The sequence below is a fragment of the Peribacillus sp. NPDC101480 genome, assembly GCF_050277335.1.
In the GTDB taxonomy this organism is placed as follows: Bacteria; Bacillota; Bacilli; order Bacillales; family DSM-1321; genus Peribacillus.
The window spans coordinates 410914-431812 of the sequence record NZ_JBNNSB010000001.1 but is presented as its reverse complement, the minus strand read 5'-3'; the positions used below and the strand labels follow the sequence as shown (position 1 = coordinate 431812).

Annotated in this window: 19 protein-coding genes and 1 pseudogene; all 20 read right to left on the bottom strand. The window is 42.0% G+C overall.

The window, feature by feature from the left end:
* Window positions 1-175 precede the first annotated feature (175 nt).
* Entirely contained in the window at window positions 176-862 is a 687-nt protein-coding gene (locus tag ACQKMF_RS02240) for an FMN-dependent NADH-azoreductase (RefSeq protein ID WP_427571622.1), read from the bottom strand.
* Between the two features lie 33 nt (window positions 863-895).
* Entirely contained in the window at window positions 896-1744 is an 849-nt protein-coding gene (locus tag ACQKMF_RS02235) for a VOC family protein (RefSeq protein WP_402939227.1), read from the bottom strand.
* A gap of 4 nt (window positions 1745-1748) precedes the next feature.
* Window positions 1749-2153 carry a DoxX family protein gene (locus ACQKMF_RS02230; RefSeq protein WP_260358432.1) on the bottom strand — a complete coding sequence of 135 codons (405 nt, stop codon included), beginning with the start codon at window positions 2151-2153 and terminating at the stop codon, window positions 1749-1751.
* A gap of 287 nt (window positions 2154-2440) precedes the next feature.
* Window positions 2441-3205, bottom strand: coding sequence for an ABC transporter ATP-binding protein (locus ACQKMF_RS02225; protein ID WP_427571620.1), 765 nt, complete (start codon window positions 3203-3205; stop codon window positions 2441-2443).
* Window positions 3202-3999, bottom strand: a complete 798-nt coding sequence (locus ACQKMF_RS02220) for an ABC transporter ATP-binding protein (protein ID WP_402939232.1) — start codon at window positions 3997-3999, stop codon at window positions 3202-3204. The genes ACQKMF_RS02225 and ACQKMF_RS02220 overlap by 4 nt, the downstream gene beginning before the upstream one ends.
* Window positions 3996-4835 carry a nickel transporter permease gene (gene nikC, locus ACQKMF_RS02215; RefSeq protein WP_427571618.1) on the bottom strand — a complete coding sequence of 280 codons (840 nt, stop codon included), beginning with the start codon at window positions 4833-4835 and terminating at the stop codon, window positions 3996-3998. The genes ACQKMF_RS02220 and nikC overlap by 4 nt, the downstream gene beginning before the upstream one ends.
* Window positions 4826-5779: a nickel ABC transporter permease gene (gene nikB / locus ACQKMF_RS02210; RefSeq protein ID WP_427571617.1), complete on the bottom strand. Its 954-nt coding sequence runs from the start codon at window positions 5777-5779 to the stop codon at window positions 4826-4828. The genes nikC and nikB overlap by 10 nt, the downstream gene beginning before the upstream one ends.
* On the bottom strand, window positions 5780-7306 hold the full coding sequence (nikA, locus tag ACQKMF_RS02205; RefSeq protein ID WP_402939241.1) for a nickel ABC transporter substrate-binding protein: 1527 nt from the start codon (window positions 7304-7306) through the stop codon (window positions 5780-5782).
* 587 nt (window positions 7307-7893) lie between these two features.
* Window positions 7894-8340 (bottom strand): OsmC family protein, encoded by a 447-nt coding sequence (locus tag ACQKMF_RS02200; RefSeq protein WP_402939244.1) that lies wholly within the window; start codon window positions 8338-8340, stop codon window positions 7894-7896.
* Window positions 8341-8369: 29 nt separating this feature from the next.
* On the bottom strand, window positions 8370-9107 hold the full coding sequence (locus tag ACQKMF_RS02195; protein ID WP_427571614.1) for an amino acid ABC transporter ATP-binding protein: 738 nt from the start codon (window positions 9105-9107) through the stop codon (window positions 8370-8372).
* A 15-nt stretch (window positions 9108-9122) separates the two neighbouring features.
* A complete protein-coding gene (locus ACQKMF_RS02190; protein WP_214770723.1) occupies window positions 9123-9767 on the bottom strand; it encodes an amino acid ABC transporter permease in 645 nt (214 codons plus the stop codon).
* Between the two features lie 33 nt (window positions 9768-9800).
* Window positions 9801-10631, bottom strand: coding sequence for a transporter substrate-binding domain-containing protein (locus ACQKMF_RS02185; protein ID WP_402939251.1), 831 nt, complete (start codon window positions 10629-10631; stop codon window positions 9801-9803).
* 16 nt (window positions 10632-10647) lie between these two features.
* On the bottom strand, window positions 10648-11010 hold the full coding sequence (locus tag ACQKMF_RS02180) for a hypothetical protein (protein ID WP_402939254.1): 363 nt from the start codon (window positions 11008-11010) through the stop codon (window positions 10648-10650).
* A 90-nt stretch (window positions 11011-11100) separates the two neighbouring features.
* Window positions 11101-11220, bottom strand: a pseudogene (locus ACQKMF_RS02175) (TetR/AcrR family transcriptional regulator); the annotation flags it as partial.
* A gap of 266 nt (window positions 11221-11486) precedes the next feature.
* Window positions 11487-12632 carry a mannitol-1-phosphate 5-dehydrogenase gene (locus tag ACQKMF_RS02170; protein ID WP_402939257.1) on the bottom strand — a complete coding sequence of 382 codons (1146 nt, stop codon included), beginning with the start codon at window positions 12630-12632 and terminating at the stop codon, window positions 11487-11489.
* 5 nt (window positions 12633-12637) lie between these two features.
* Window positions 12638-14728 carry a BglG family transcription antiterminator gene (locus ACQKMF_RS02165; RefSeq protein ID WP_260358437.1) on the bottom strand — a complete coding sequence of 697 codons (2091 nt, stop codon included), beginning with the start codon at window positions 14726-14728 and terminating at the stop codon, window positions 12638-12640.
* Between the two features lie 87 nt (window positions 14729-14815).
* Window positions 14816-16759, bottom strand: coding sequence for a PTS mannitol transporter subunit IICBA (locus tag ACQKMF_RS02160; RefSeq protein WP_402939261.1), 1944 nt, complete (start codon window positions 16757-16759; stop codon window positions 14816-14818).
* Window positions 16760-16960: 201 nt separating this feature from the next.
* Window positions 16961-18253, bottom strand: coding sequence for a CitMHS family transporter (locus ACQKMF_RS02155; RefSeq protein ID WP_241589136.1), 1293 nt, complete (start codon window positions 18251-18253; stop codon window positions 16961-16963).
* A 350-nt stretch (window positions 18254-18603) separates the two neighbouring features.
* Window positions 18604-19293 (bottom strand): response regulator, encoded by a 690-nt coding sequence (locus ACQKMF_RS02150; RefSeq protein ID WP_063232519.1) that lies wholly within the window; start codon window positions 19291-19293, stop codon window positions 18604-18606.
* Entirely contained in the window at window positions 19287-20891 is a 1605-nt protein-coding gene (locus ACQKMF_RS02145; RefSeq protein WP_260358440.1) for an ATP-binding protein, read from the bottom strand. Before ACQKMF_RS02145 ends, ACQKMF_RS02150 begins: the two co-directional genes overlap by 7 nt.
* Between the last annotated feature and the right edge of the window lie 8 nt (window positions 20892-20899).

The window sequence follows — 20899 nt, the reverse complement described above, 5'->3', positions numbered from 1 at the left end:
CGTGTAGGTCGAATTAATGCATCAACGGGCGAATTAAAGGTCGAATTAATGCGTGAACTGCCGAATAATGCCGTGTAGATCAAGGCAAACTCACTTTCTGCGAATTTGTCTACAGTCTGAAGGCCCTCATTGATAATGAGGGCCTTTTTTTGCTTCTATTCATTTTACTTCGCAATCAGAATGCTTCAGCCGCTTTTACAACGTTTTCCAAACCATCCGCGATGATTTTTTGTGTCCGATCCGGATACTGATTATGTCCTTCAATGACCACGACATCCGGATTGTTAATTCCCCATAGGCCAATGATATTTTTCACTAAATTCACGGCCATTTCAGCAGAAGCCATTCCTTCTAATGCATAATCAGAACCGCGGGCATTCAATAGCATGACTTTTTTATCACCAGCATACCCGACAGGACCTTCTGCCGTATAATTGAACATTTTACCTGCTTGTGCCAAATAGGAAAGATATGTGATAAGCGGCGCAGGAACCGTTGCATTCCAAAGAGGGAAAGCGAATACCACTTTATCCATGGCCAGGAATTGATTTAAATATTGGTCAACCAGATCGGCCGCCTTTTCCTCTTCGGCTGTCAGTTCAAGACCTTGGTTACGTTTATACAAACCGGTAATTGCCGTATTTCCATAGTAAGGAAGTTCTTCTTTAAATAAATCCAGTTCTGTCACTTCATCTGTACGGTGTGTCTCTTTATATGCTTTTAAGAAGGTGTCATACATTTTCGAGCTGATTGCCTGTTCTGCAGGACGATCGTTCACTTTTACGAATAATACTTTTGTCATTTTTCCATTCTCCCCTGCCGCGGTTTCTTTATTTCTAAATAATCTACTTAAGAATCCCATATCCTCTCACCATTGCTTTCTGATTTATAATATTTAGACGATTAAATGAATCTCATTGCCTGATGGATCTGTTACAGCGAAAAACCCTTCTTTTTCCGTGACGACAGCCCCGATTCCTTTCAGTTGTTCGGTTACTTTTTTTCTCGCTTCTTCGTCTGCAAAAACGAGAGTATACCAGTTTAGCCCTACACTATTTTCCTTAGGAGCAGGGGCGCCAACGCCATTCCAAGTGTTCAACCCTATGTGATGATGATATCCACCGGTTGAAGTAAAGAGCGCTCCACCATATCGATTCACGACGCTAAACCCAAGACCTTGCATGTAAAACTCCTCCGTTTTACGTAAATCCGCTACATGCAGATGTATATGCCCCATTAAGGTACCTGCAGGCAGTTTGCTCCACTTGCCATCGCTTTCTTTCAGAAGGTCATTCCCATCCAGCGGATCCGTGCCCATTGCGACTTCCCCTCCGGCCCATCTCCAATCAGTTGATGGCCGATCAGAGTATACTTCAATCCCATTGCCATCCGGATCGGTAATGTACAGCGCTTCACTCACTTCATGATCAGCCGCTCCAAATGGATATTTCGTTTGAAGTAAATGGCGTAAAAATATCGATAAGTCAGCACGGCTTGGCAGTAAAAGGGCAAAGTGATACAAGCCCGTCGTCCGCCCTTCTTTCGGAATCACATCTGCAGGCTGCTCAAGTGTCAGCAACGGGGTTTTACCGTCTGTCGTCAAAACAGCTTGCCGGTCGGTTTTATTCAATACTTGAAGACCGATGATTTCTTGATAAAACAGAATGGCATTATTTAAATCCAATACATTTATACTGACCTCGCCAACATAGGTAATCGGTTTTTGATGAAAATTTTTATCCATATTGTCACTTCCCTTTTTTATTGAAAATCACATGATCCAAAGAAAGAACCGTGCGGTTTGCACACGCTAGATAGACAGACATGGCAAGCAGTGCCAAGTCCAGTTCGTAACCCGCCGCTTGCCCGTTTCCAAGAAAACCAGCAGGTAATTTAGCCGTGAAAATCGCCCCCGCCATAATGACCGCAAATAGGACGGATACGATTCGTGTTCCCAAACCCAGTATAACCGCAAGTCCTCCAATCAATTCGATTCCTGCAACGATGTATGCCATGAAGCCAGGAATGCCAAGGCTATCGAAAAATCCCGCCGTATTTCCTATGCCCCCTTGAAACTTTGAAACGCCGTGAATGAAAAAAGTAAGACCTAAAATCACCCTTAAAAAAACTTGACCTGCATCATTTTTATTCATTTATGAATTCTCCTTTTATTAGTTACTTTATGTAAGTAATTATATTTTCATAAGCTTATAATGTCAAGTAAGTTTATTGGAATTCATTTTTTTACCTAAAAAAACGAATTGCCGAAAGCAATTCGTTATAAGGTGTCACTATTTAAATGTGTAATAAATGGTTGAATTGATGATGAAAGAATCCGCAATCGTTCTCCCGACTTCCTCACATGCCACCTTACTTCCTCCTTAAGTATCAAACTTAATCGAAATCATCACTATTTAAAACTCAAATAAACACAACTTCATTATTCAAACATCGAAATCAGTTCTTTTGTATATGAATGGCGATCGCTGCAAAAAAGCTGTTCTTTTTCAAAAGAATCCACAATAATACCCCCTTTCATCACCATGATCCGTTGGCTCATCTCCTGTACAGCCGATAGATCATGGGAAATAAAAAGGTAAGAAATGTCCAAAGTCTCCCGCAGCCCGCCTAACAATTTCAGCACCGCCGCTTGAGACAGAACGTCCAGGCTTGAAGCCGGTTCATCCAATATAATGAGGGCCGGTTCAATGCTGATTGCGCGTGCAATGGTCACCCGCTGCTTTTGTCCGCCGCTTAGCTCATGCGGGTAACGTTCAGCAAAACTCCTTGGAAGCTCCACAGTTTCCAGGAGCTGTTCGATAAAGTTCGCTTCACTTGTATAAGTAAAATGTTTCAGATTTACCTGGCTGCCAAATTGAAGATATGGATCCATTAGTGAATCTTTAATCCTTAGTTTTGGATTCAAAGCCGATGCAGGATTCTGCAAAACAGCCTGGATGTCCTTACGATACGGTTTTAAACTGCGTTCGCTTTTGTTTTGCAGCGCCGTTCCTTCAAATAGGATGCTGCCCTGGTCAAAAGATTCAACCTGAAGGATGAGTCTTGCCAATGTGCTTTTTCCGCTCCCGCTCTCTCCCACTAATCCAAGGCATTCCTTCCTTTCGATGCTGAAATTCACGTTCCTTAGTATTTCCACTCCGTTATCATAGCTTTTATGGACATTGCGTACGTCTAATAAACTCATCCTGACACTCCTTCAAGCTTAAATGGAATTCTGCTCAATGATGGTGATGATTGAATCAGTTCATTCGTATAAGTGTGCCGTGGATGATTCAATACCTGATTTTTATCACCGGTCTCAATGATGGCCCCGTCTTTCATGACCGCAATGCGATCCGCATACTTCCTGACATGACGTAAATCATGGGTAATGAACAAGATCGCACATCCGGTTTCTTTTTGGAGCCTTGATAACAGCTGTAAGACCTTAAATGAAGATACACTGTCCAAGGCTGTGGTCGGTTCATCCGCTATCAATATATCCGGCTCAAGCAGCAGGGCTATTGAAATGGATACACGTTGAAGCTGCCCGCCGCTTAATTGAAAAGGGTATCTGCTGTAGATATCTTCATTCAGGCCCACCGAAATGAGCGCCTTGACCGCTTGCTTGCGCCTCTCCTTTTTGGAAAGGTTCAAATGTGTTCGCTGATATTCGTCGAAATGTTTACCGATGGTAAGGAACGGTGTAAATGAACCCTGGTAATCTTGAAAAATATAAGCCAGGCGGTTTCCGCGAATCTTCCTGATTTCTGAGGAAGATAGCGTTAATAAATTCTTTTCCCCGTACCATATTTCTCCCTTCGCTTGGAGATTGGGTGCAAGCAGCTGACATATTGCCATGGCAGTCATGCTTTTGCCGCTCCCGCTTTGTCCGACAAGTGCGAACCATTCACCTTTCTGCACATCCAATGAAATATCCTTGACGATATGATTTTGCTTCCCCATGATATTTAGATGCCTCACGGATAAAATGCTCATGATTCCACCTCCTTTTTCACATCGAATGCATCGCGCAAATAATCACCGAGCATGTTGGATAGAAGGACGACAAATACGATGGCTAGCCCTGGGTAAATCATCAGCAACATATTGGATTGAAAGTATGGACGGGCATCATTCAGCATGGCTCCCCACTCTGGTGCCGGCGGCTGCGCCCCGAGCCCGATATATGATAAGGAAGATATGAGCAAAATGATTTTTCCTAAATCAAGGCTAGAAAGGACCAGCACGTTCCCGATAAGGTGCGGAAATAGATGCTTCCGCATGATTCCAAATGAACTTAATCCATTGATTTTAGCAACTGTGACATAGTCCTCCTGACGTTCGGTGATCACCGCACTTCGTACAAGCCGGGCATAATTCACCCATTTCACTAGAACGATCGCCAACAGGAGATTTTCGATTCCTGGTCCTAATAAACCACTAAGCACAATGGCAACAATCGTATCAGGGAATGCGAGAAACGCGTCTGCAATTCGCATGAAAATCCGATCGATCAGACCTCCTTTAAAACCGGCAATCACACCGAACGGGACGCCGATGATAATCGCGGCAAACAAAGATAAGAGACCGTAGCCAACCGTCAGCTGTGCGCCAAGCAGAAGACGTGTCAATACATCACGCCCTAGATGATCTGTCCCTAACGGATGTTCCATGCTTGCCGGCCGTAGCCTTTCTCCCAGATTTACCAGAGCCGGATCATGTTCCAGAATAAGAAAGGTATAAGCCGTAACGGCAAGGACTGTAGCCATCACCGTAAAAAGGACTGTCATTCTCCAACGCCTTTTGGATTTTTTTTTGATAACTAACTCCATTTTCCATGCTTCCTTTCCTTCAGTCTTAGCTCCGGATTTAAATACCGATAAGATAAATCCACGGCACTATTAACCATGAATACAGTGATGGCCATTACCAACAGGTACCCTTGGATGACTGGATAATCCCGAGACCGAATCGAGTCCACGACCATCTTACCTATGCCTGGATAGGCAAAAATCACTTCGATCACCACTACACCGCCGATCAGGCTGCCAAGGCTGACACCGAATACGGTAATGACCGGGGGCAAGCTATAACGAAATGCATGGGCAAAGAATATCCGTATTTCTGATATCCCCCTAGATCTGGCAGCCCTGATGAAATCATGACTGAGGGAATCTATTAAACTCGAACGCAGCAAACGTACGTACACACTTGTGATGGCCAGTCCCAGCGTGACTGACGGCAGAATCAAAGAACGAAATCCGTCCCTGCCCATTGTTGGAAGGGCCCCCCATCGTACCGCAAATAAATCTATCAAGAGCAGCCCCAGCCAAAAGCTAGGAATGGCTGCGCCCAACAAAGAAACGGCACGGCTTATCTGATCAATCCAGCTTCCCCTGTACAAGGCAGCAAGCGAACCTAATGGAATGGCTATACCAAGCATGACAAGCAATGCGCCAATCGTCAGCTCAAGTGTTGCAGGCAGTCCGCTCATGATCATCTCCATCACAGGCTGATTCGTCAGATAGGAATGCCCGAAATCCAATTGGATAAAGTCCATAAACCAATCGCCATACTGCACTATCAGCGGATCATTGAACCCCAATTCTTCACGAAGCTCATTGACTTGCTCGTTTGTGATCGACACATCATCCACTTGAAGTATCGAGAGAACCGGGTCCCCTGGAGCAAGCCGAACAAAAAGGAAAGAGATGAATGTAATTACAAGGACAAAAATCACGACCTCAATGAATCGCCGGACTAAGATGCGCAACATTCACTTCACATCCAGTTCATTCGTCAGCATGTAGTATTCGCTTCTCGAAGTGATCCAGTTTTCAACTTTATCGGCATCATAAGCAACAAGTGTATTCGGATGTAAAATGAATGAATTATACACCTGTTCATCCACATACATCGCAATCTCCTCAGCTAAATCCGAGCGCTTCTCCTGTCCGACCGTTACGTTCAGCTCATCAATCAGGGACGTCAGGCGATCATCATCGGCCCCACTGAAGTTCAAGGCTCCCTTTGGATGGTAAGTAGCATTTAAATAATAACCAGCATCCCCGCGCGGAGCCGTTAAATTGCTGTAGGTCGTTAAATCCCAATCGCGATTGGCAGCCATATACTCTTCAGGGATTTCTATTTGCTTGATTTTCACATCAATCCCCAACTGGCCGGCATCCGATTGAAAAACTTGGGCAATTAACGGCAGGTCGGCACGTGAACTGTATGTAAGAAGTGTAAACGTTAACGGTTTGCCGTCTTTTTGCATGACACCATCCACTTTCTTATATCCCGCCTGATCAAGAAACTCCTTAGCCGCTTCCATTCCATTCTCTTTTTTCGGATAGTCCGGAGCAAAAGAGAATGTTGATGGAAATGGCCCAGTTGCCACTTCTGCATGACCATGTAAAATCGTATCCGCAATGGATGAACGGTCGATCAAGGCATCTATCGCCTTTCGGACGTGTATGTCCTGCAATGCTTTACGTTCCAAATTCATCGTCATTTGATGGACGCGGAAAGTGGATGTCGATTCAACCTTCACACCATCTATCGCCTTTAAATTTTCCAGGCTTTCCACTTCCGGACGGAAAACAATATCGGCGCCTCCCGATTCAAGGGCAAGAGACCGTGCATTGGCATCTTCATTAAACGAAAACCTGGCGCTCTCAAGCTTTGCGGCCCCATGCCAGTAAGACTCATAACGTATTAATTCAACAGCCGTACCTGGTATGAATTTCGAAACGGCAAATGGCCCTGTACCTATCGGCTTGTTTATATAGTCACTTTCCTTCACGTCAATAATCGATGTATTTGGATGAACCAATTCAGAAGGAAACTCAGGAAAAGGAACCTCCGTCTTAATCGTCAGCGCATTTCCGTCCGCTTCAATCGACTCAATGCGCAAGGCATTCTTGATCGCCGGACTATCTTTCACCGCCCTCTCCAACGAAGCCTTCACCGCTTTGCCATCCATCGGCTTTCCATTCTGAAAAGTCACACCCTCCCTTAACTCGATATTCCATAATTGACCGTCCTTGCTATCCCAGCTTTTCGCCAGCCAAGGTTCGATGGTCAGATCCTCATCATTGAGATGCACCAATGTCTCAGTGATCCCAGCCCTTAGTGACACATAACTAGTATCGACATTCGGATCAAGCGAGCTAGTCGCAAAATTAAAAAGCAAGTTCACTTCCTTCTCCCCTCCCACTTCATTCGCAGACTCGGTGGAACAAGCAGCCAAAAGTAAGAATGCTAAACAAACAATAAAAATTGATATACATTTCCTGAACACGATATATTTCCTCCATTACCTCAACTATTTTGGCCGACAAAAAATCGTATTGATTACGATTTAGATTGCAGCTTTACCATCATGACAAACGACGTAACACATCGCCGAATGCTTATCAGAAATCAAACTATGTAATCCTCCTCGAGAGTAAACATCAATTCACGAGTAAATGTGCTAAACTCACGAGTATTTGCTCCAAATTCACGAGTTTTTGCTCTAAACTCACGATGATTTGCTCTATATTCACGAGTTTTTGCTCTAAACCCTTGAGTAACAGCTCTAAATCTCTTGCAATATCACCAAATTATTAAAAAATGCACCAAATTCTCTATTTATTGCACGAATCCTCCTTTTTCAATTCATTCTTTCAGTGCTTTTCGTCTAATAAATCAAAATGATTACGATTTATTCTTTAAAAAAATCTACATGTCACTCTTGTATTGGCTGTCTTTCATTATAAAACGTAATGATTACTATTTACAAGTTTTTTTTTAATTTGATAAAAATTATTCGTTCCCTTTTTTTCCTTAAAAACCACAAAAGCACAGTAGAGATTTCTCTACAGCGCTTTTGAAAGGTTAAAAATATTATTCTGCTTCGTTCTGATCAGTTACCACTTTCGTTTTCTCTTCTCCATTTAAAATAAGCCGGAATGAGATATTGGCTTTCAAGGAATCCGATACTGCACAGTATTTCTCTTTTCCTAGATCGATTGCTCTCCAAATTCGTTTACTGTCCACTTGTCCATCAATTATGAAAGTCACAACAATGGATGTGAATCCTTTTGGCAATTCTTCTTTTCTCGTACCATCTGTTTCAATTTCAAGCTTGTCCACAGATGACAAATAAGGTTTCAGTATCATCGTGACATCTATTCCAATGCATCCAGCTAGGGAAGCTAAAAGCATTTCTGTTGGTGTACACCCTTTACCTTCGCCTCCATATGCAGGTGTTGCGTCCATATTGACTTCATAACCTGAATCTCCAACAGCTGTGAAAGCACGCTGGCCATTCCATTTTGTTACCACTTTCATGATAATTCCTCCCGCTTTCCTTATATTAACTACATTTTCTTCAAAAATTTCTTGGCTCGATCAGTTTTTGGTTGTGAAAAGAATTCCTCTGGTGAACTTTCTTCAACGATGACACCATCTGACATGAAGACGATTCGATCAGCGACTTCCTGAGCAAATGTCATCTCATGAGTAACAATAGCCATGGTCATTCCATCATGAGCGAGTTCTTTTATTACAGCCAACACCTCATCTACCAACTCTGGATCTAATGCAGACGTTGGTTCATCGAACAATAAGATATCCGGTTCCATTGCAAGTGCTCTGGCAATCGCGACCCTTTGTTGCTGACCTCCAGATAATCGCGAAGGATACACATCTTTTTTATCAATCAAACCTACTCTTTTTAACAGCGTTTCCCCTTTTATCACTGCATCATTTTTCGACCACTTTTTCACAATTAACAGTGCTTCGATAACATTTTCCAATACCGTTTTATGCGGGTATAAATTGAATTGTTGAAAAACCATTCCCGTATGTAGACGGACCTTTTTAATTTGTTTATTGCGCACTTTATGACTTTTTTTCGCATCAACGACAATGTTGCTCACTTCAATAGTTCCACTCGTCAATTCTTCCAGTCCATTTATACATCGAAGCAATGTACTTTTACCTGAACCACTCGGCCCAAGAATCACAACAACTTCGCCGCTGTTCACTTGTAAATTAATATCTTTCAACACTTCTAAGGTTGAAAAACTCTTCGATAGGTTACTGATGTTTATCATTCTACCTCTCCATACTTAGTCATATATTGATAACCTTTTTTCAATTCTTTCCAACACAAAGGAAAATCCTGTACTCATGATCCAATACATTAGTGCAATTGCTAAATAAAATGGCATGTACACATAGTATTGGGCAATTAATAATTGAGCAGATCGCAATAATTCGGTAACCGTTATAACGGAGACAAGCGATGTTTCTTTTAACATCCCAATGAATGTATTACCAGCTGGCGGGATGGCTACCCTAATCGCTTGCGGAAAAACAATTCTGCGCATCGTTTGATATGGTGTCATTCCAGATGCATATGCCGCTTCATATTGCCCTTTTGGGATGGATTGAATCGCCCCGCGCAATGTTTCAGAAAGGTAAGCCCCGATGCTGATACTTAACGCAATATAAGCCGCTGTTAGTGGTTGAAGATTAAAGCCGTAATCAGCCAGTCCATAATACACAATAATAATTTGCACCAAAGTGGGCGTACCTCTTATGATGGAAACATATGCACGAGCCATCCATCTAATAAATTTATTACCTTTTAATCTTGCTACCGCCACAATCACAGCAATAATCGATCCAAAAAACATTGAAATAATGGTGATAAGGAGCGTATAGTATGCTCCCTTCAATAAAAATGGCAGGTTAATCCAAATAACATCCATAAATTTGCTTGTATCCTTTCTACTACTATCGGTTTATTCTTGTGGCTCTTCCCCAAACCATTTCACAAAAATCTCTTTATATGTGCCGTCTTCTTTCATATCAGCTAGATGTTTGTTCAATTCTTTCAATAATGATTCATTGCCTTTACGAATCGCGATTCCTGCTTTATCAGATTTAACCGGATCACCAACAGCCTTGATCTTAAATCCATTACTCTCTACAACTGGTTTCAACGCATACATATTATTGATGGTTGCATCGATTCTTCCAGAGTCCAAATCCTTTAATGATGTAATCACGTCATCATATGTTTTAATCGTAAAGTCTCCCACTTCCGGAAGCAGCTCTGTACGAAGATATGTTTCATCATTAGTTCCTAGCCCCACTCCAATGTTCTTGCCTTTGAAATCTTTTACAGACTTAACCGTATTATTATCTTCTTGAACTATTACCTTCACATTGTTTGTGATATATGGTTCTGTAAAATCCATTTGTTTTTTGCGTTCATCAGTAATGGTCATTTGACTGATAACTGCATCAAATTTTTTAGTTTGTAATCCTGCTACCATACCTGAAAATTCTTGGGAAACAAATTCAACATCCACTCCAAGTCGTTTGGCCAATTCCTTCGCGATATCAGCATCAAATCCATCCATCTCTTTTTTTTCATTTAAGAAATTGTATGGCTGATATGTACCCATAAGCCCTACTTTAAGGGTTCCGCGATCTTTGATTTGTTGTAATAAATCTGCACTGCTTTCTTTATTTTCGCTTGCCTTATCGTCTTTCGTACCACATGCACTTAATATCAAAGTAAATGCTACTAATAAAACTAATGTAAGGTATGAATATTTTTTCTTCATAATAATCTGTCTCCTTTTATGTTCCTAATAATCCAAAAAATTCGAATCTAACCATTTCTTTAGCCAGCTCAGCCGTTGTTCTGCTTCGGATATGCGAACCATCTGAGACCGGCCCGAATAACCACCTAGATAGGATTCCTTCAAATAAACTCATTAATAATGCAGCTTGTAAACCAGAATCCCTTTCCGGTAGAATGTTTAGCTCCATTGCTCTTTTAATATTATTCTCAAAAGCTTCTTCCACCTTCAATCGAGTATCAATGATCGCCTGTTTAAGTGACCCTTCACCATCAATTCCCTTGAATATCATTTCCATTATATATCGATTAGATTCCGAAAAATCAAACAACTCCACAAATAACTTTTCAGAGGAATTCAAAACATCCTGAACTGTTCCAGGAGATTTCCGATGTCCGTGTGCTACTACTTCCAGAAGTCCGATCCGCCCTTGTTGAATAATTTCTAAAGCAATAGCTTCTTTACTTTTAAAATGCCAATAAAAAGTACCCTGTGCAATGCCCGCCTCTCGAACGATGTCAGAAATCTTCGTTTTATGATAACCAAGTGACGCAAAAAGTTGTTGTGATATCTCTAATATTTGCCCTCTTCTATCCGGCTTTTCTTGAGTAGAAATTCTTTCTCACCTCCCGATTGATTAGTCAGTCAGTATTATCATATAAAATTCCTGCACTGTAGTCAATTATCTTTAGTGGTTTAGTTGGTATTGTATTATTTCCTTCTGAGCATTGTAAACCGCATTCAATCACGATAGTAAGCACAATAAGCCCTTTTAACAATTTTCCTATTTTTAAAAGCTCCTGAAAATTCATTTCAGGAGCTTTTAACTTAAATTATTTATTTTTTCAACGCATTGTAATGATTGACAACCTCTTTTGTTATTTCATTGCTTTCATCCAATCCGCTAACTTCCTTAAGTGCTGACGCTACACCGTGTTCTTTGATCATCGTTTGCAGTTTAAGGGCTTCTTCATCTTCGTTAAAATCAAAGAGTAAAGCGGCCGCTATCGCTTTCGCCAGATTAGTATAGGAAAGGCCGGCTTTCTTTGCTTCTACGGCAGGGCGCACGAGACGGTCGTTTGGCCCGAGCTTACGCAGCGGTGAACGTCCGACTCTATTCACCGAGTCATTCAGGTAGGAGTTTTTAAAACGATTAATGATTTTTTCGATATACTGCTGATGCTCATCTGCGTCCAAACCGTATTGCTTTATTAAATAAGCGCCCGTTTCCCCTAGGGTTTTCTTGACTTGCTCTACAATGCCTGCGTCCTCCAATGACTGGTCAATCGTAGATTTTTTATTTTTGAGATAACCGAGGTAAGCAATTACGGCATGTCCTGTATTAACGGTAAAAAGTTTTCTTTCAATGAATGGAGCGAGTTCTTTTACAATGGTCATCCCTTCAACGGCAGGAATGCTTTCCTTCGTTTCAACGACCCATTCATAATAAGGTTCCACCAAAACATCGAGTGATCCTTCGTTATTTTGGATAGGAACAATGCGATCGACTGCTGAGTTAAAGAAGTAGACTTTATCGGTTAGTTTTTCTTTTGTATCTTGATCCAAGTTTTCTAGAATGTAGCCTTCTAAAAGGTCTGTTGCCGATATTTGGTTTTCACAAGCGATCACATATAGTTTTTCATCGGTTTCCTTCACTCTTGACGCTAATCCTTTTGCAATTAAAGGAGCGATATGAGGCAAAATATTGGGACCGATAGCAGTGGTGAGGTAGGTTGCTTCGGAAATTGCTTTTATGATTTCCTCTTCCTGCTTTAAACTGTTTAAACCCGAAACATTTTCTACTGTGACGGATTCTTGTTGATCAGTGGCCAATTTGACTTGATATTGCTTTTTATCATTTAACTGGTCGATTATTTGATCAGCTATATCTACAAATGTCACATGATATCCAGATTGTGAAAAGAGCGCTCCGATAAAGCCTCTTCCAATGTTTCCTGCACCGAAATGTACTGCTTGTTTCATTACAATCATCCCTTTATCAAGTTAGTATATAAATAATCCAAAAATATGGCTTCCAGCCTTCTGTTAATCATTTCTTCGTCTGAAGATGAAAAAATCATGATGGATTCATTGCTTTCAATTAAGCTTGAACTTATTAAACTGACGATTTCCTGCTGCTTCACACTTAATTCTTCAGGTGCCAGCATCAGCAGTAAATTTTTCATATGGACGTCATTTCCGTCCATACCTTTGACCAGACGATATTCATCCAGGTGGGCCACCTGGAATATCAGTTCTTTTACATTCTTATGTCTCGTATGGAAAAGGCCCATTCCAGTGCCAGGAATGCCTAAACCGCCTTTTTTTTCCCGTTCCTTCAAGGATTCGACCACATCATCCGCACCCATTAGCAGTTCTTCCGCTTCTGCCATCCTGACCATTTCTTCAATGATCTCTGGATGTCCTTTCAGATGCGGCAGCCGATAAAACCGGAAATTATCCATGATCGACTCGATGCTCTGCTGGGCATACTTCAATTCCTGCAGCACTTCTTTCAATTCGCCATCCTCTTTTTTTGTCACGGTATCCTTATGGGCTGAATGACTGCCATAACGCTTATTCTTCGTGAAGTTTTCGATATTCTTCCTTAAATAATTCCTGATGTTCAATATATTCTCTTCACTCAAAAGAGGGGATACAAGGATATAATCACTATCGATATACGGAAGCCGGACGGTAGAAATGATCACATCGTAGTTTTTCAGGCTGCCTTGCTGCTGGATGTCTTTGATCGTCTTGATTTCTACAGTCTCGATTTCGATTATTTCTTTTTTGATCCGGCTTGCAAGCATCTTCGATGTACCGATACCTGTCGGGCAAACGATGAGAGCCCTTATTGAGATTTCTTCCTCCCGGAGCACTAATGCAGATCCGAAATGAAGGACGATGAAGGCTATTTCATCTTCAGGAAATTCTTTTATTTCTGTGAATCCCTTTTCCAGACTGGTCTTCACTGCCAAAAAGAGAACCGGATACTTTCGCTTAATATCTTCGGTTAAGGGGTTGTACAATCCCATTTCCTGTTTGATCCGGAAAAGCGATGGTTCCATATGGGCAAGGAGCCCCTGATACAATGGGAAATCCTTGGTCAAATCGATTTGCAGTTGTGCCGAAACATCTTTTATCAGGTTTCTTATCAACTGACCAAGCAACACACTGTCATATGGAACGGCATCTGCCGCATGAAGCTTGGACCCTTTAAGGATGGCTGCCAGGTAGCTTATATCATCGATGGTAAAAGAGACTTCCAGCTTTGTGCTGAGTTCCTTGCCTATTTTATTCATGAGATTATTCTCATCGGAAAGTTCGCTTATTTTCTTGAAGTCCTTCTCCAAAAAAAATTGGCTTTCATTCCTTTGCAGGGTTACATAAATATGTACTATTAACCCTATATACCCGCTATCCGCCAAACGGGAATGGACACGGTTAAAAGTTGAGTTCAGCACCCCATCGATAGCCAGAAGATATTCGGGATCGAAATAGTCGAGGATTTTCGCTTCTGGAAATTTTCCTTCTTGCAGCAAAAATAAACTTTCAATCAGCTCTTCATTAAAGAAGTGCAAGAAATAGGCTGCCTGTGCTTTCCGTTTATTTTCTTCGGTACCGGCAAGCTCTATTCCGACTCCCCTTTTTCTGGTAATCACGATATTAAAATTCTTTAACCATTCAGTCAGTTCGTCCAAATAGGTTGTAAGAGTCGTTATGCTTATACCGAGATCCCCCGCAAGAACTTGAGTTTTATATGATTCTTCCTGCAGTAAAGCTAAAAGGAGATGCAGCTTTCTTTCTTGTGGCGTTTGATCGATCGGATGATTGCCCATCAGGTGCTGTACAAGCCGAAAGACTTGTTCATTCTTCCCGTCGATGGACAGGCCCTCATGTGTATTGCGTGTTAAATTCAACTCAAATGATTGCAGGATTTTTTCTATGGACTTCAGATCGCGTTGAACCGTCCGGACACTAACATTCAATTGTGTCGCAATGGATAAGGCTGTATGTTTTCCTGAAGTTTTTATGATCAATTCTATGATTGATTTTTCCCTTGAAGTAATATACATGCTACCAACTCATTTCAGGTGGAGTAACACGAGAAAATACTGAATAGAAAAGCGTAAAACGCTTTTCTATTCTTGTTTTAAGAGTATTTAATTATTTTCGACATTTATAATATCCATCAATTCCCTGGCTGATGTGGTTTTAACCATCTTTTCAATATTCTCCATCTCAGAGCAGGTAACTGCAATGCCAGATAGAATTTCAAGATGTGTCCCGTCCTTGCCGGCAATGCCGAATATCAATCTTGCCTTTTGGCCGTCAAAGTCGACACCATCAGGAATTTGTAAAACGGTAAATCCAGATTTAAGGACATCTTTCTTAGCTTCCTCGGTTCCGTGCGGAATGGCTACATCATTCCCCATATAGGTTGAAGTCAATTCATCACGGGCAATCATCGCTTCAATATAGCTTTCCTTAACGTAACCTGCATTAACCAAAGCTCTTCCCGCAAAGCGGATCGCTTCTTCCTTATTGGCGAATTGTTGATTAAGGAAGATGTTTTCTTCACGAAGCAATTCATTATCATCCTGCTCCTCCTCGTTGATGCCAGGCTCGATTGAATGTTCACGAACACCGGGAACCTTCTCTTCAGCATCTTCGACGATTTCATGCAGTTCATCGGTACCGTCATCCTGAAGCCGTGCAAGCAATGAATCGTATTCAGGGCTCGATAGGAAATTATCGACGGATACATGATATGCATTAGGGACTTTATTCTGTGCCCTTGGAGTTAGCTCTTCCTGTGTAATGACGATTTGTGCATCTGCAGGAATGTTTGAGATCGCCGTATTTGTAACAGTGATATTCAATCCGGCTTCCTTCACCTTCTTGCGAAGCAGCGAAGCCCCCATCGCACTTGATCCCATCCCAGCATCGCAGGCAAATATTATTTTGTTGACGTTTGCTGGCATCGTACCCGGATCTGAAGCGAATACATCGGCAACAGAGCTTTTCTTGCCTTTCATTTCTTGCATTTTTTTCGCGGCATCTTCAATATTCTCTTCAGATTGCTTTCCTGTTTTCAGGATGAATGCACCGACGATGAATGAAACGATGGCCGCTACGATCACGCCTGCAAAGTTAGCAATATATGCTCCCGCATTATGCGGAGTTACCGCTGTAATGGCAAGAATGCTTCCTGGAGATGCTGGAGCGAACAATCCTCCGCCTAAAAGGACCAAAGTGAAGACTCCACTCATGCCTCCAAGAATGACTGCTAAGAATAACATCGGCTTCATTAGGATATAAGGGAAATAAATTTCATGTATCCCGCCGAAGAAATGAATGATGGCAGCTCCTGGCGCCGATTTCTTCGCCGTTCCCTTTCCAAAAAAGCAATAAGCAAGCAGTACGCCGATACCTGGTCCAGGATTCGATTCCAGAAGGAACAGGATTGAAGCCCCTGTTTGTTTAACTTGCTCTACACCGATTGGTGATAGTACACCATGATTGATGGCATTGTTCAAGAACAATACCTTGGCAGGCTCGATCAGGATACTAGTCAACGGCAGTAAACCTGTACCGACAAGCCAATCTACTCCTGCAACAAGCCAGCCTGTAAATACGTCTACAGCAGGACCGATGGCCAAGAAGGATAGAATGGACAATAGGCCGCCAATAATTCCTGCTGAGAAATTATTAACAAGCATTTCAAATCCGGCTTTTATTTTCCCTTCAATCAATTGATCGAATTTCTTGATGACATAACCGCCGAACGGTCCCATAATCATGGCTCCAAGGAACATCGGGATGTCAGATCCGACGATGACGCCCATTGTCGCAATGGCACCGACTACGCCGCCTCGGTGGTCATGGATTAGCTTACCACCCGTATACCCAATTAAAAGCGGCAGTAAAAACGTAACCATCGGTGTAACCATTTTGGCAAGGCTTTCATTTGGCAGGAAACCAGATGGAATGAATAGGGCAGTGATTAGCCCCCATGCTATGAAAGCTGATATATTCGGCATGACCATTGAACTTAGAAAGTTACCGAACTTTTGAACTGCAACTTTTATATTAAAGTGAGCCATTTTGCTCCCTTCCCTTCATATTAATATAGTTTCCTCTAATCTTAAGGTACGTACCTTCCGCATTCAATAAAAGAAAAAGCTAACTTTGTCGCGAAGGAGAAGACAAACATAATGTATCTCACTTTTCCAGATTTATCCAGCGCTTGATGCAGACAGAAAAGAGCCCCGTTCGCAACTTGACGAACGGGACTCTTTAGAATCTTATAGTGGGATGATTCCCAATAGGACACATACCACTATCATGACAAGCGTCGAACCGCATGCCCATTTAAGGAAAGTGCGCTGCAATGCACCGAAATCCTCCCCTACCATTCCAACCAATAGATAGGTGGATGGAACAAGCGGGCTTAATAGATGGACGGGCAATCCTAATAGTGAAGCTCTGCCGATCAGGGCAGGGTCGATTCCATAAGCAGCTCCCGCTTTAGCAAGTAATGGGAGCACACCATAATAAAATGCGTCATTAGACATGAAGAACGTAAAAGGTGCTGAGATGATGGCTGTGATGACAGCAAAATGTGCGCCCATTTGATCTGGAATATGCTGAATCAAAGAGTTTGCCATGGCATCGACCATTTCCGTACCGGCAAGGATTCCAGTGAAGACACCTGCTGCAAAAATCATCGAAATTACAGATAAAGCATTGTCCGCATAGTTTGCCACACGCTCTTTCTGATCACTGAGTTTCGGATAATTAACCGTAATGGCAATTGCGAAACCTACCATGAACAGAACTGCTGAAGGCATAAGTTCCATAATCAACGCAACCAGAAGTGTAAGAGTCAATGCGTAATTGAATATTATCAATTTAGGACGCTTAAGATAAGCATCTTCCGTTGCAGCCGCGTGCTGTGCCACAGCCCGATAATCGACTTCAATGATTCCAATTCTCTTTCTTTCTTTTTTACCCAGGCAATATGCCATGAAAAGGACGAATAGGACTCCGCCAATCATTGCAGGAATGACAGGGGTGAAAACATCGGACATTTCAAGTTTTAAAGCAGTCATTACCCGTGCTGTAGGGCCTCCCCAAGGAAGAAGGTTCATGACTCCAGATGACGAAACAGCAATACCGGCCAATACTAGCGGTCTCATTCCAATCCGTTTATATAGCGGAAGCATGGCTGAAATCGTTATCATATATGTTGTCGTACCATCTCCATCCAAGGAAATCAGCAAGGCCAGGACTGCCGTGCCGATGGCAATTTTCACCGGATCGCCTTTTACAACCTTAAGAATCGTATTGATGATCGGGTCAAAAACCCCAGCATCAATCAAAATGCCAAAGAAAAGGATCGCAAATAAAATCATGATTCCCGTTGGCGCGACGTCTTTGATTCCTTCCAACGCCATCTCACCCATTTTACCGCCAAACCCGCCAATAAGTGCAAAAGCACTTGGTACTGCAATCAAAGCTATCATGGCTGAAAGTCGCCCTGTCATAATTAAAATCATAAACACTACTATCATCAAGTATCCTAATAAAGCGAGCATATGATCACTCCTTAATTTCTAATTTTCTAATTTTCTAAATTGTATATGAAATCACTTTATCTGTAAGCGTTTTCAATTTATTGTGTTTTAAAACTATTAAATTAATTGTGTTCATTGTGTTCACGGAGGCGATTTTCCAGAGTGAACCAGACTCCATTCCCCGGGTTGAATGGCGGGTTCTTTAAGGAAAAAATACGATTATTAAGCAAACAGTGACTAAATCTTTATGCATTGCAGAGGATTTCTAAACTAACTCACATTGCTTTTTTTGAAATCTTTCAAACCATTTTACCGTTGTACAGCATGCATAAAAAAACACCTCCAATCGTGAAGGTGTTCCACATTTAATTCTATTGAATTTTATAATATCTTCGTTCAGGTCTTCCCACTACCCCGTATACGACTTCCGCTTTACATTTCTTAACGGATATCAAGTATTCCAGATAGCGTCTCGCGGTTGTCCTGGAAGCACCGATCTGACCGCTCACTTGCTCAGCCGACAAACCGATATCGCTTGCTTCGAGTACCTCGATCACTTTCGCCAAAGTAATTTCGTCGACCCCTTTCGGTAAGGACGGCCCATCATTCGTTTCCGAAACGGAAGATCCCTTTTTCAAAATGAGATCAACAAAATCCTGATCTATTTCTTGTTTGGATTTCATCAGATGGACTTTCTTCAGATACTCTTCAATAACTTGGTTGAAGCGCTTCATTTCCACTGGTTTAATTAAATAATTCTCTACACCATAGTGAAGGGCCTTTTCAAGTTGTTCTTTATCCGTTGCCGCGGTAATCATGATGATATCCACATTCGGGAATTTTTTACGTATGTCCGGAAGAAGGTCTGTACCAAGCTGATCTGGCATATAAACATCAAGCAAAAGCAGATCCGGACTTTTTTGTTCCAAGATACGAAGCGCTTTTTTGGCATTGACAGCTTTTCCGACCACTTCTATTTCATCAAAGTTTTTTAAGAATTTTTCATGGATATCCGCTACACGAAAATCATCTTCTGCGATGACTGCTCTTATCTTCAGCATCCTTTCCCTCCTCTCTGTTCTTTAGGAAGATACACTGTGAATATGGTGTTTCCATCCTCGCTTTGAACTTCGATGATGCCGCCCAGCTCTTTTACGACATGATCAGCATTCGAAAGTCCATAACCACTCGGACTTCCGCTGTTTTTCGAAGTGAAACCCCGATCGAAAATATGGGCGATGGCATCCTCAGGTATTCCTTTTCCGTTATCACTCACTTCAAATACCATATCATTTCCGATATCTGTGGCGAAAAATTTCACGTGCGGCTCTTCCATGCTTGAAACCGCTTCAAGTGCATTATCGATAATGTTGCCTAGAATCAATGTTAGTTGTGACAATTTTATATGATCCGGCAGTTTCTCTAGGTAACTTTGTGCGTCTATTTCAAAGATGATCTTCTTCTCCGATGCTTTCCCTATCTTACCAAGTAACAGGGCTTGTACTTTTGTATCCTTTATCTGTTCGAAAACGACACGGTTCAGGGAATGCAATTCGGATGTTTCGCTTTGAATCATTTCTATCGCTTCATCGTATTCTCCTAATTGTATCAACCCTGAAAGGACGTATAGTTTATTGGTAAATTCATGGGTTTGTGCCCTCAAATCCTCTGAATGCATCTTCACTTCAGATAATGTGTTGACCATTTCCTCAATTTCCGTTCGATCACGGAACGAAGCGACAACACCGCTTACCCCTTCACTATCGAAGATTGGCGTGCAATTAACGATAACGGATTTGTCTTTCCATGAAATCTCCTTATCCACTTGCGGTTCACCGGACTTCAGCACTTCGAATAAATATTTCGAAGGAAATAGGCCATCCACGTTATCCACGTTCAAATGGCGAACTGACTCTTTAATATCCAGCAATTTTTTCGCCGGCTGATTCATCGAGGTAATCGACCCATTTTGGTCAATGGCCAGAATACCTTCTTTCACCGAATGCAGCACTGCATTTTTTTCTTTATATAAATTGGCGATTTCAAATGGTTCCAGCCCCAATGTATCTTTACGTATGCTCCTTGCCAGCATATAACTGCCAATGATCGATATCATGATGGCCACTAAAGATACAATCATCTCTTTGGACAAATCCTTGAAAATTTGGGCGCGGACATCGTCCACTAAAAAACCGACGGAGACGATTCCAATTATTTTTCCAGCCTCATTGAATACCGGTGACTTCCCCCGAATGGAAAGTCCGAGTGATCCTGCCGCCTCGGAGACATAATATTCGCCTTCCCGAATGGCCCTGCTATTATCCCCGCCTTCCATCCGCTTCCCAATTTCAGAAGCCAGCGGATGGGAATAGCGAATTCCCTCTGCATTCCCTACAACGATGAACTCAGCCCCTGTTTCCCTGCGGATCTTTTCGACAATCGGCTGGATTATGCCAGCGGGATCGTCAGTTTCAAAGGCATCTGTAACTGTAGGCATGAAGCTAACCGTCTTTGAAAGCTCCAACGCCAATTGACCTTTATCCTTCGCTATTTGCCTTCCTTCCATATAGGAAAAAGAAGTAGTCAATAAGATAATCAAAAAAAGGCTCAACGATAAGACTAACCCGAGAATCTTGGTTTCCAGCGATACTTTCCTCATTTTCAACA

Coding starts and splice junctions, on each gene's coding strand:
- ACQKMF_RS02235 (WP_402939227.1), bottom strand. CDS start 1,744: ATGGATAAAAATTTTCATCAAAAACCGATTACCTATGTTGGCGAGGTC.
- ACQKMF_RS02155 (WP_241589136.1), bottom strand. CDS start 18,253: ATGCTCGCTTTATTAGGATACTTGATGATAGTAGTGTTTATGATTTTA.
- ACQKMF_RS02225 (WP_427571620.1), bottom strand. CDS start 3,205: ATGAGTTTATTAGACGTACGCAATGTCCATAAAAGCTATGATAACGGA.
- nikB (WP_427571617.1), bottom strand. CDS start 5,779: ATGTTGCGCATCTTAGTCCGGCGATTCATTGAGGTCGTGATTTTTGTC.
- ACQKMF_RS02190 (WP_214770723.1), bottom strand. CDS start 9,767: ATGGATGTTATTTGGATTAACCTGCCATTTTTATTGAAGGGAGCATAC.
- ACQKMF_RS02160 (WP_402939261.1), bottom strand. CDS start 16,759: ATGGCTCACTTTAATATAAAAGTTGCAGTTCAAAAGTTCGGTAACTTT.
- ACQKMF_RS02165 (WP_260358437.1), bottom strand. CDS start 14,728: ATGTATATTACTTCAAGGGAAAAATCAATCATAGAATTGATCATAAAA.
- ACQKMF_RS02195 (WP_427571614.1), bottom strand. CDS start 9,107: ATGATAAACATCAGTAACCTATCGAAGAGTTTTTCAACCTTAGAAGTG.
- nikC (WP_427571618.1), bottom strand. CDS start 4,835: ATGGAGTTAGTTATCAAAAAAAAATCCAAAAGGCGTTGGAGAATGACA.
- ACQKMF_RS02185 (WP_402939251.1), bottom strand. CDS start 10,631: ATGAAGAAAAAATATTCATACCTTACATTAGTTTTATTAGTAGCATTT.
- ACQKMF_RS02220 (WP_402939232.1), bottom strand. CDS start 3,999: ATGAGCATTTTATCCGTGAGGCATCTAAATATCATGGGGAAGCAAAAT.
- ACQKMF_RS02150 (WP_063232519.1), bottom strand. CDS start 19,293: ATGCTGAAGATAAGAGCAGTCATCGCAGAAGATGATTTTCGTGTAGCG.
- ACQKMF_RS02145 (WP_260358440.1), bottom strand. CDS start 20,891: ATGAGGAAAGTATCGCTGGAAACCAAGATTCTCGGGTTAGTCTTATCG.
- ACQKMF_RS02170 (WP_402939257.1), bottom strand. CDS start 12,632: ATGAAACAAGCAGTACATTTCGGTGCAGGAAACATTGGAAGAGGCTTT.
- ACQKMF_RS02240 (WP_427571622.1), bottom strand. CDS start 862: ATGGGATTCTTAAGTAGATTATTTAGAAATAAAGAAACCGCGGCAGGG.
- ACQKMF_RS02200 (WP_402939244.1), bottom strand. CDS start 8,340: ATGAAAGTGGTAACAAAATGGAATGGCCAGCGTGCTTTCACAGCTGTT.
- ACQKMF_RS02230 (WP_260358432.1), bottom strand. CDS start 2,153: ATGAATAAAAATGATGCAGGTCAAGTTTTTTTAAGGGTGATTTTAGGT.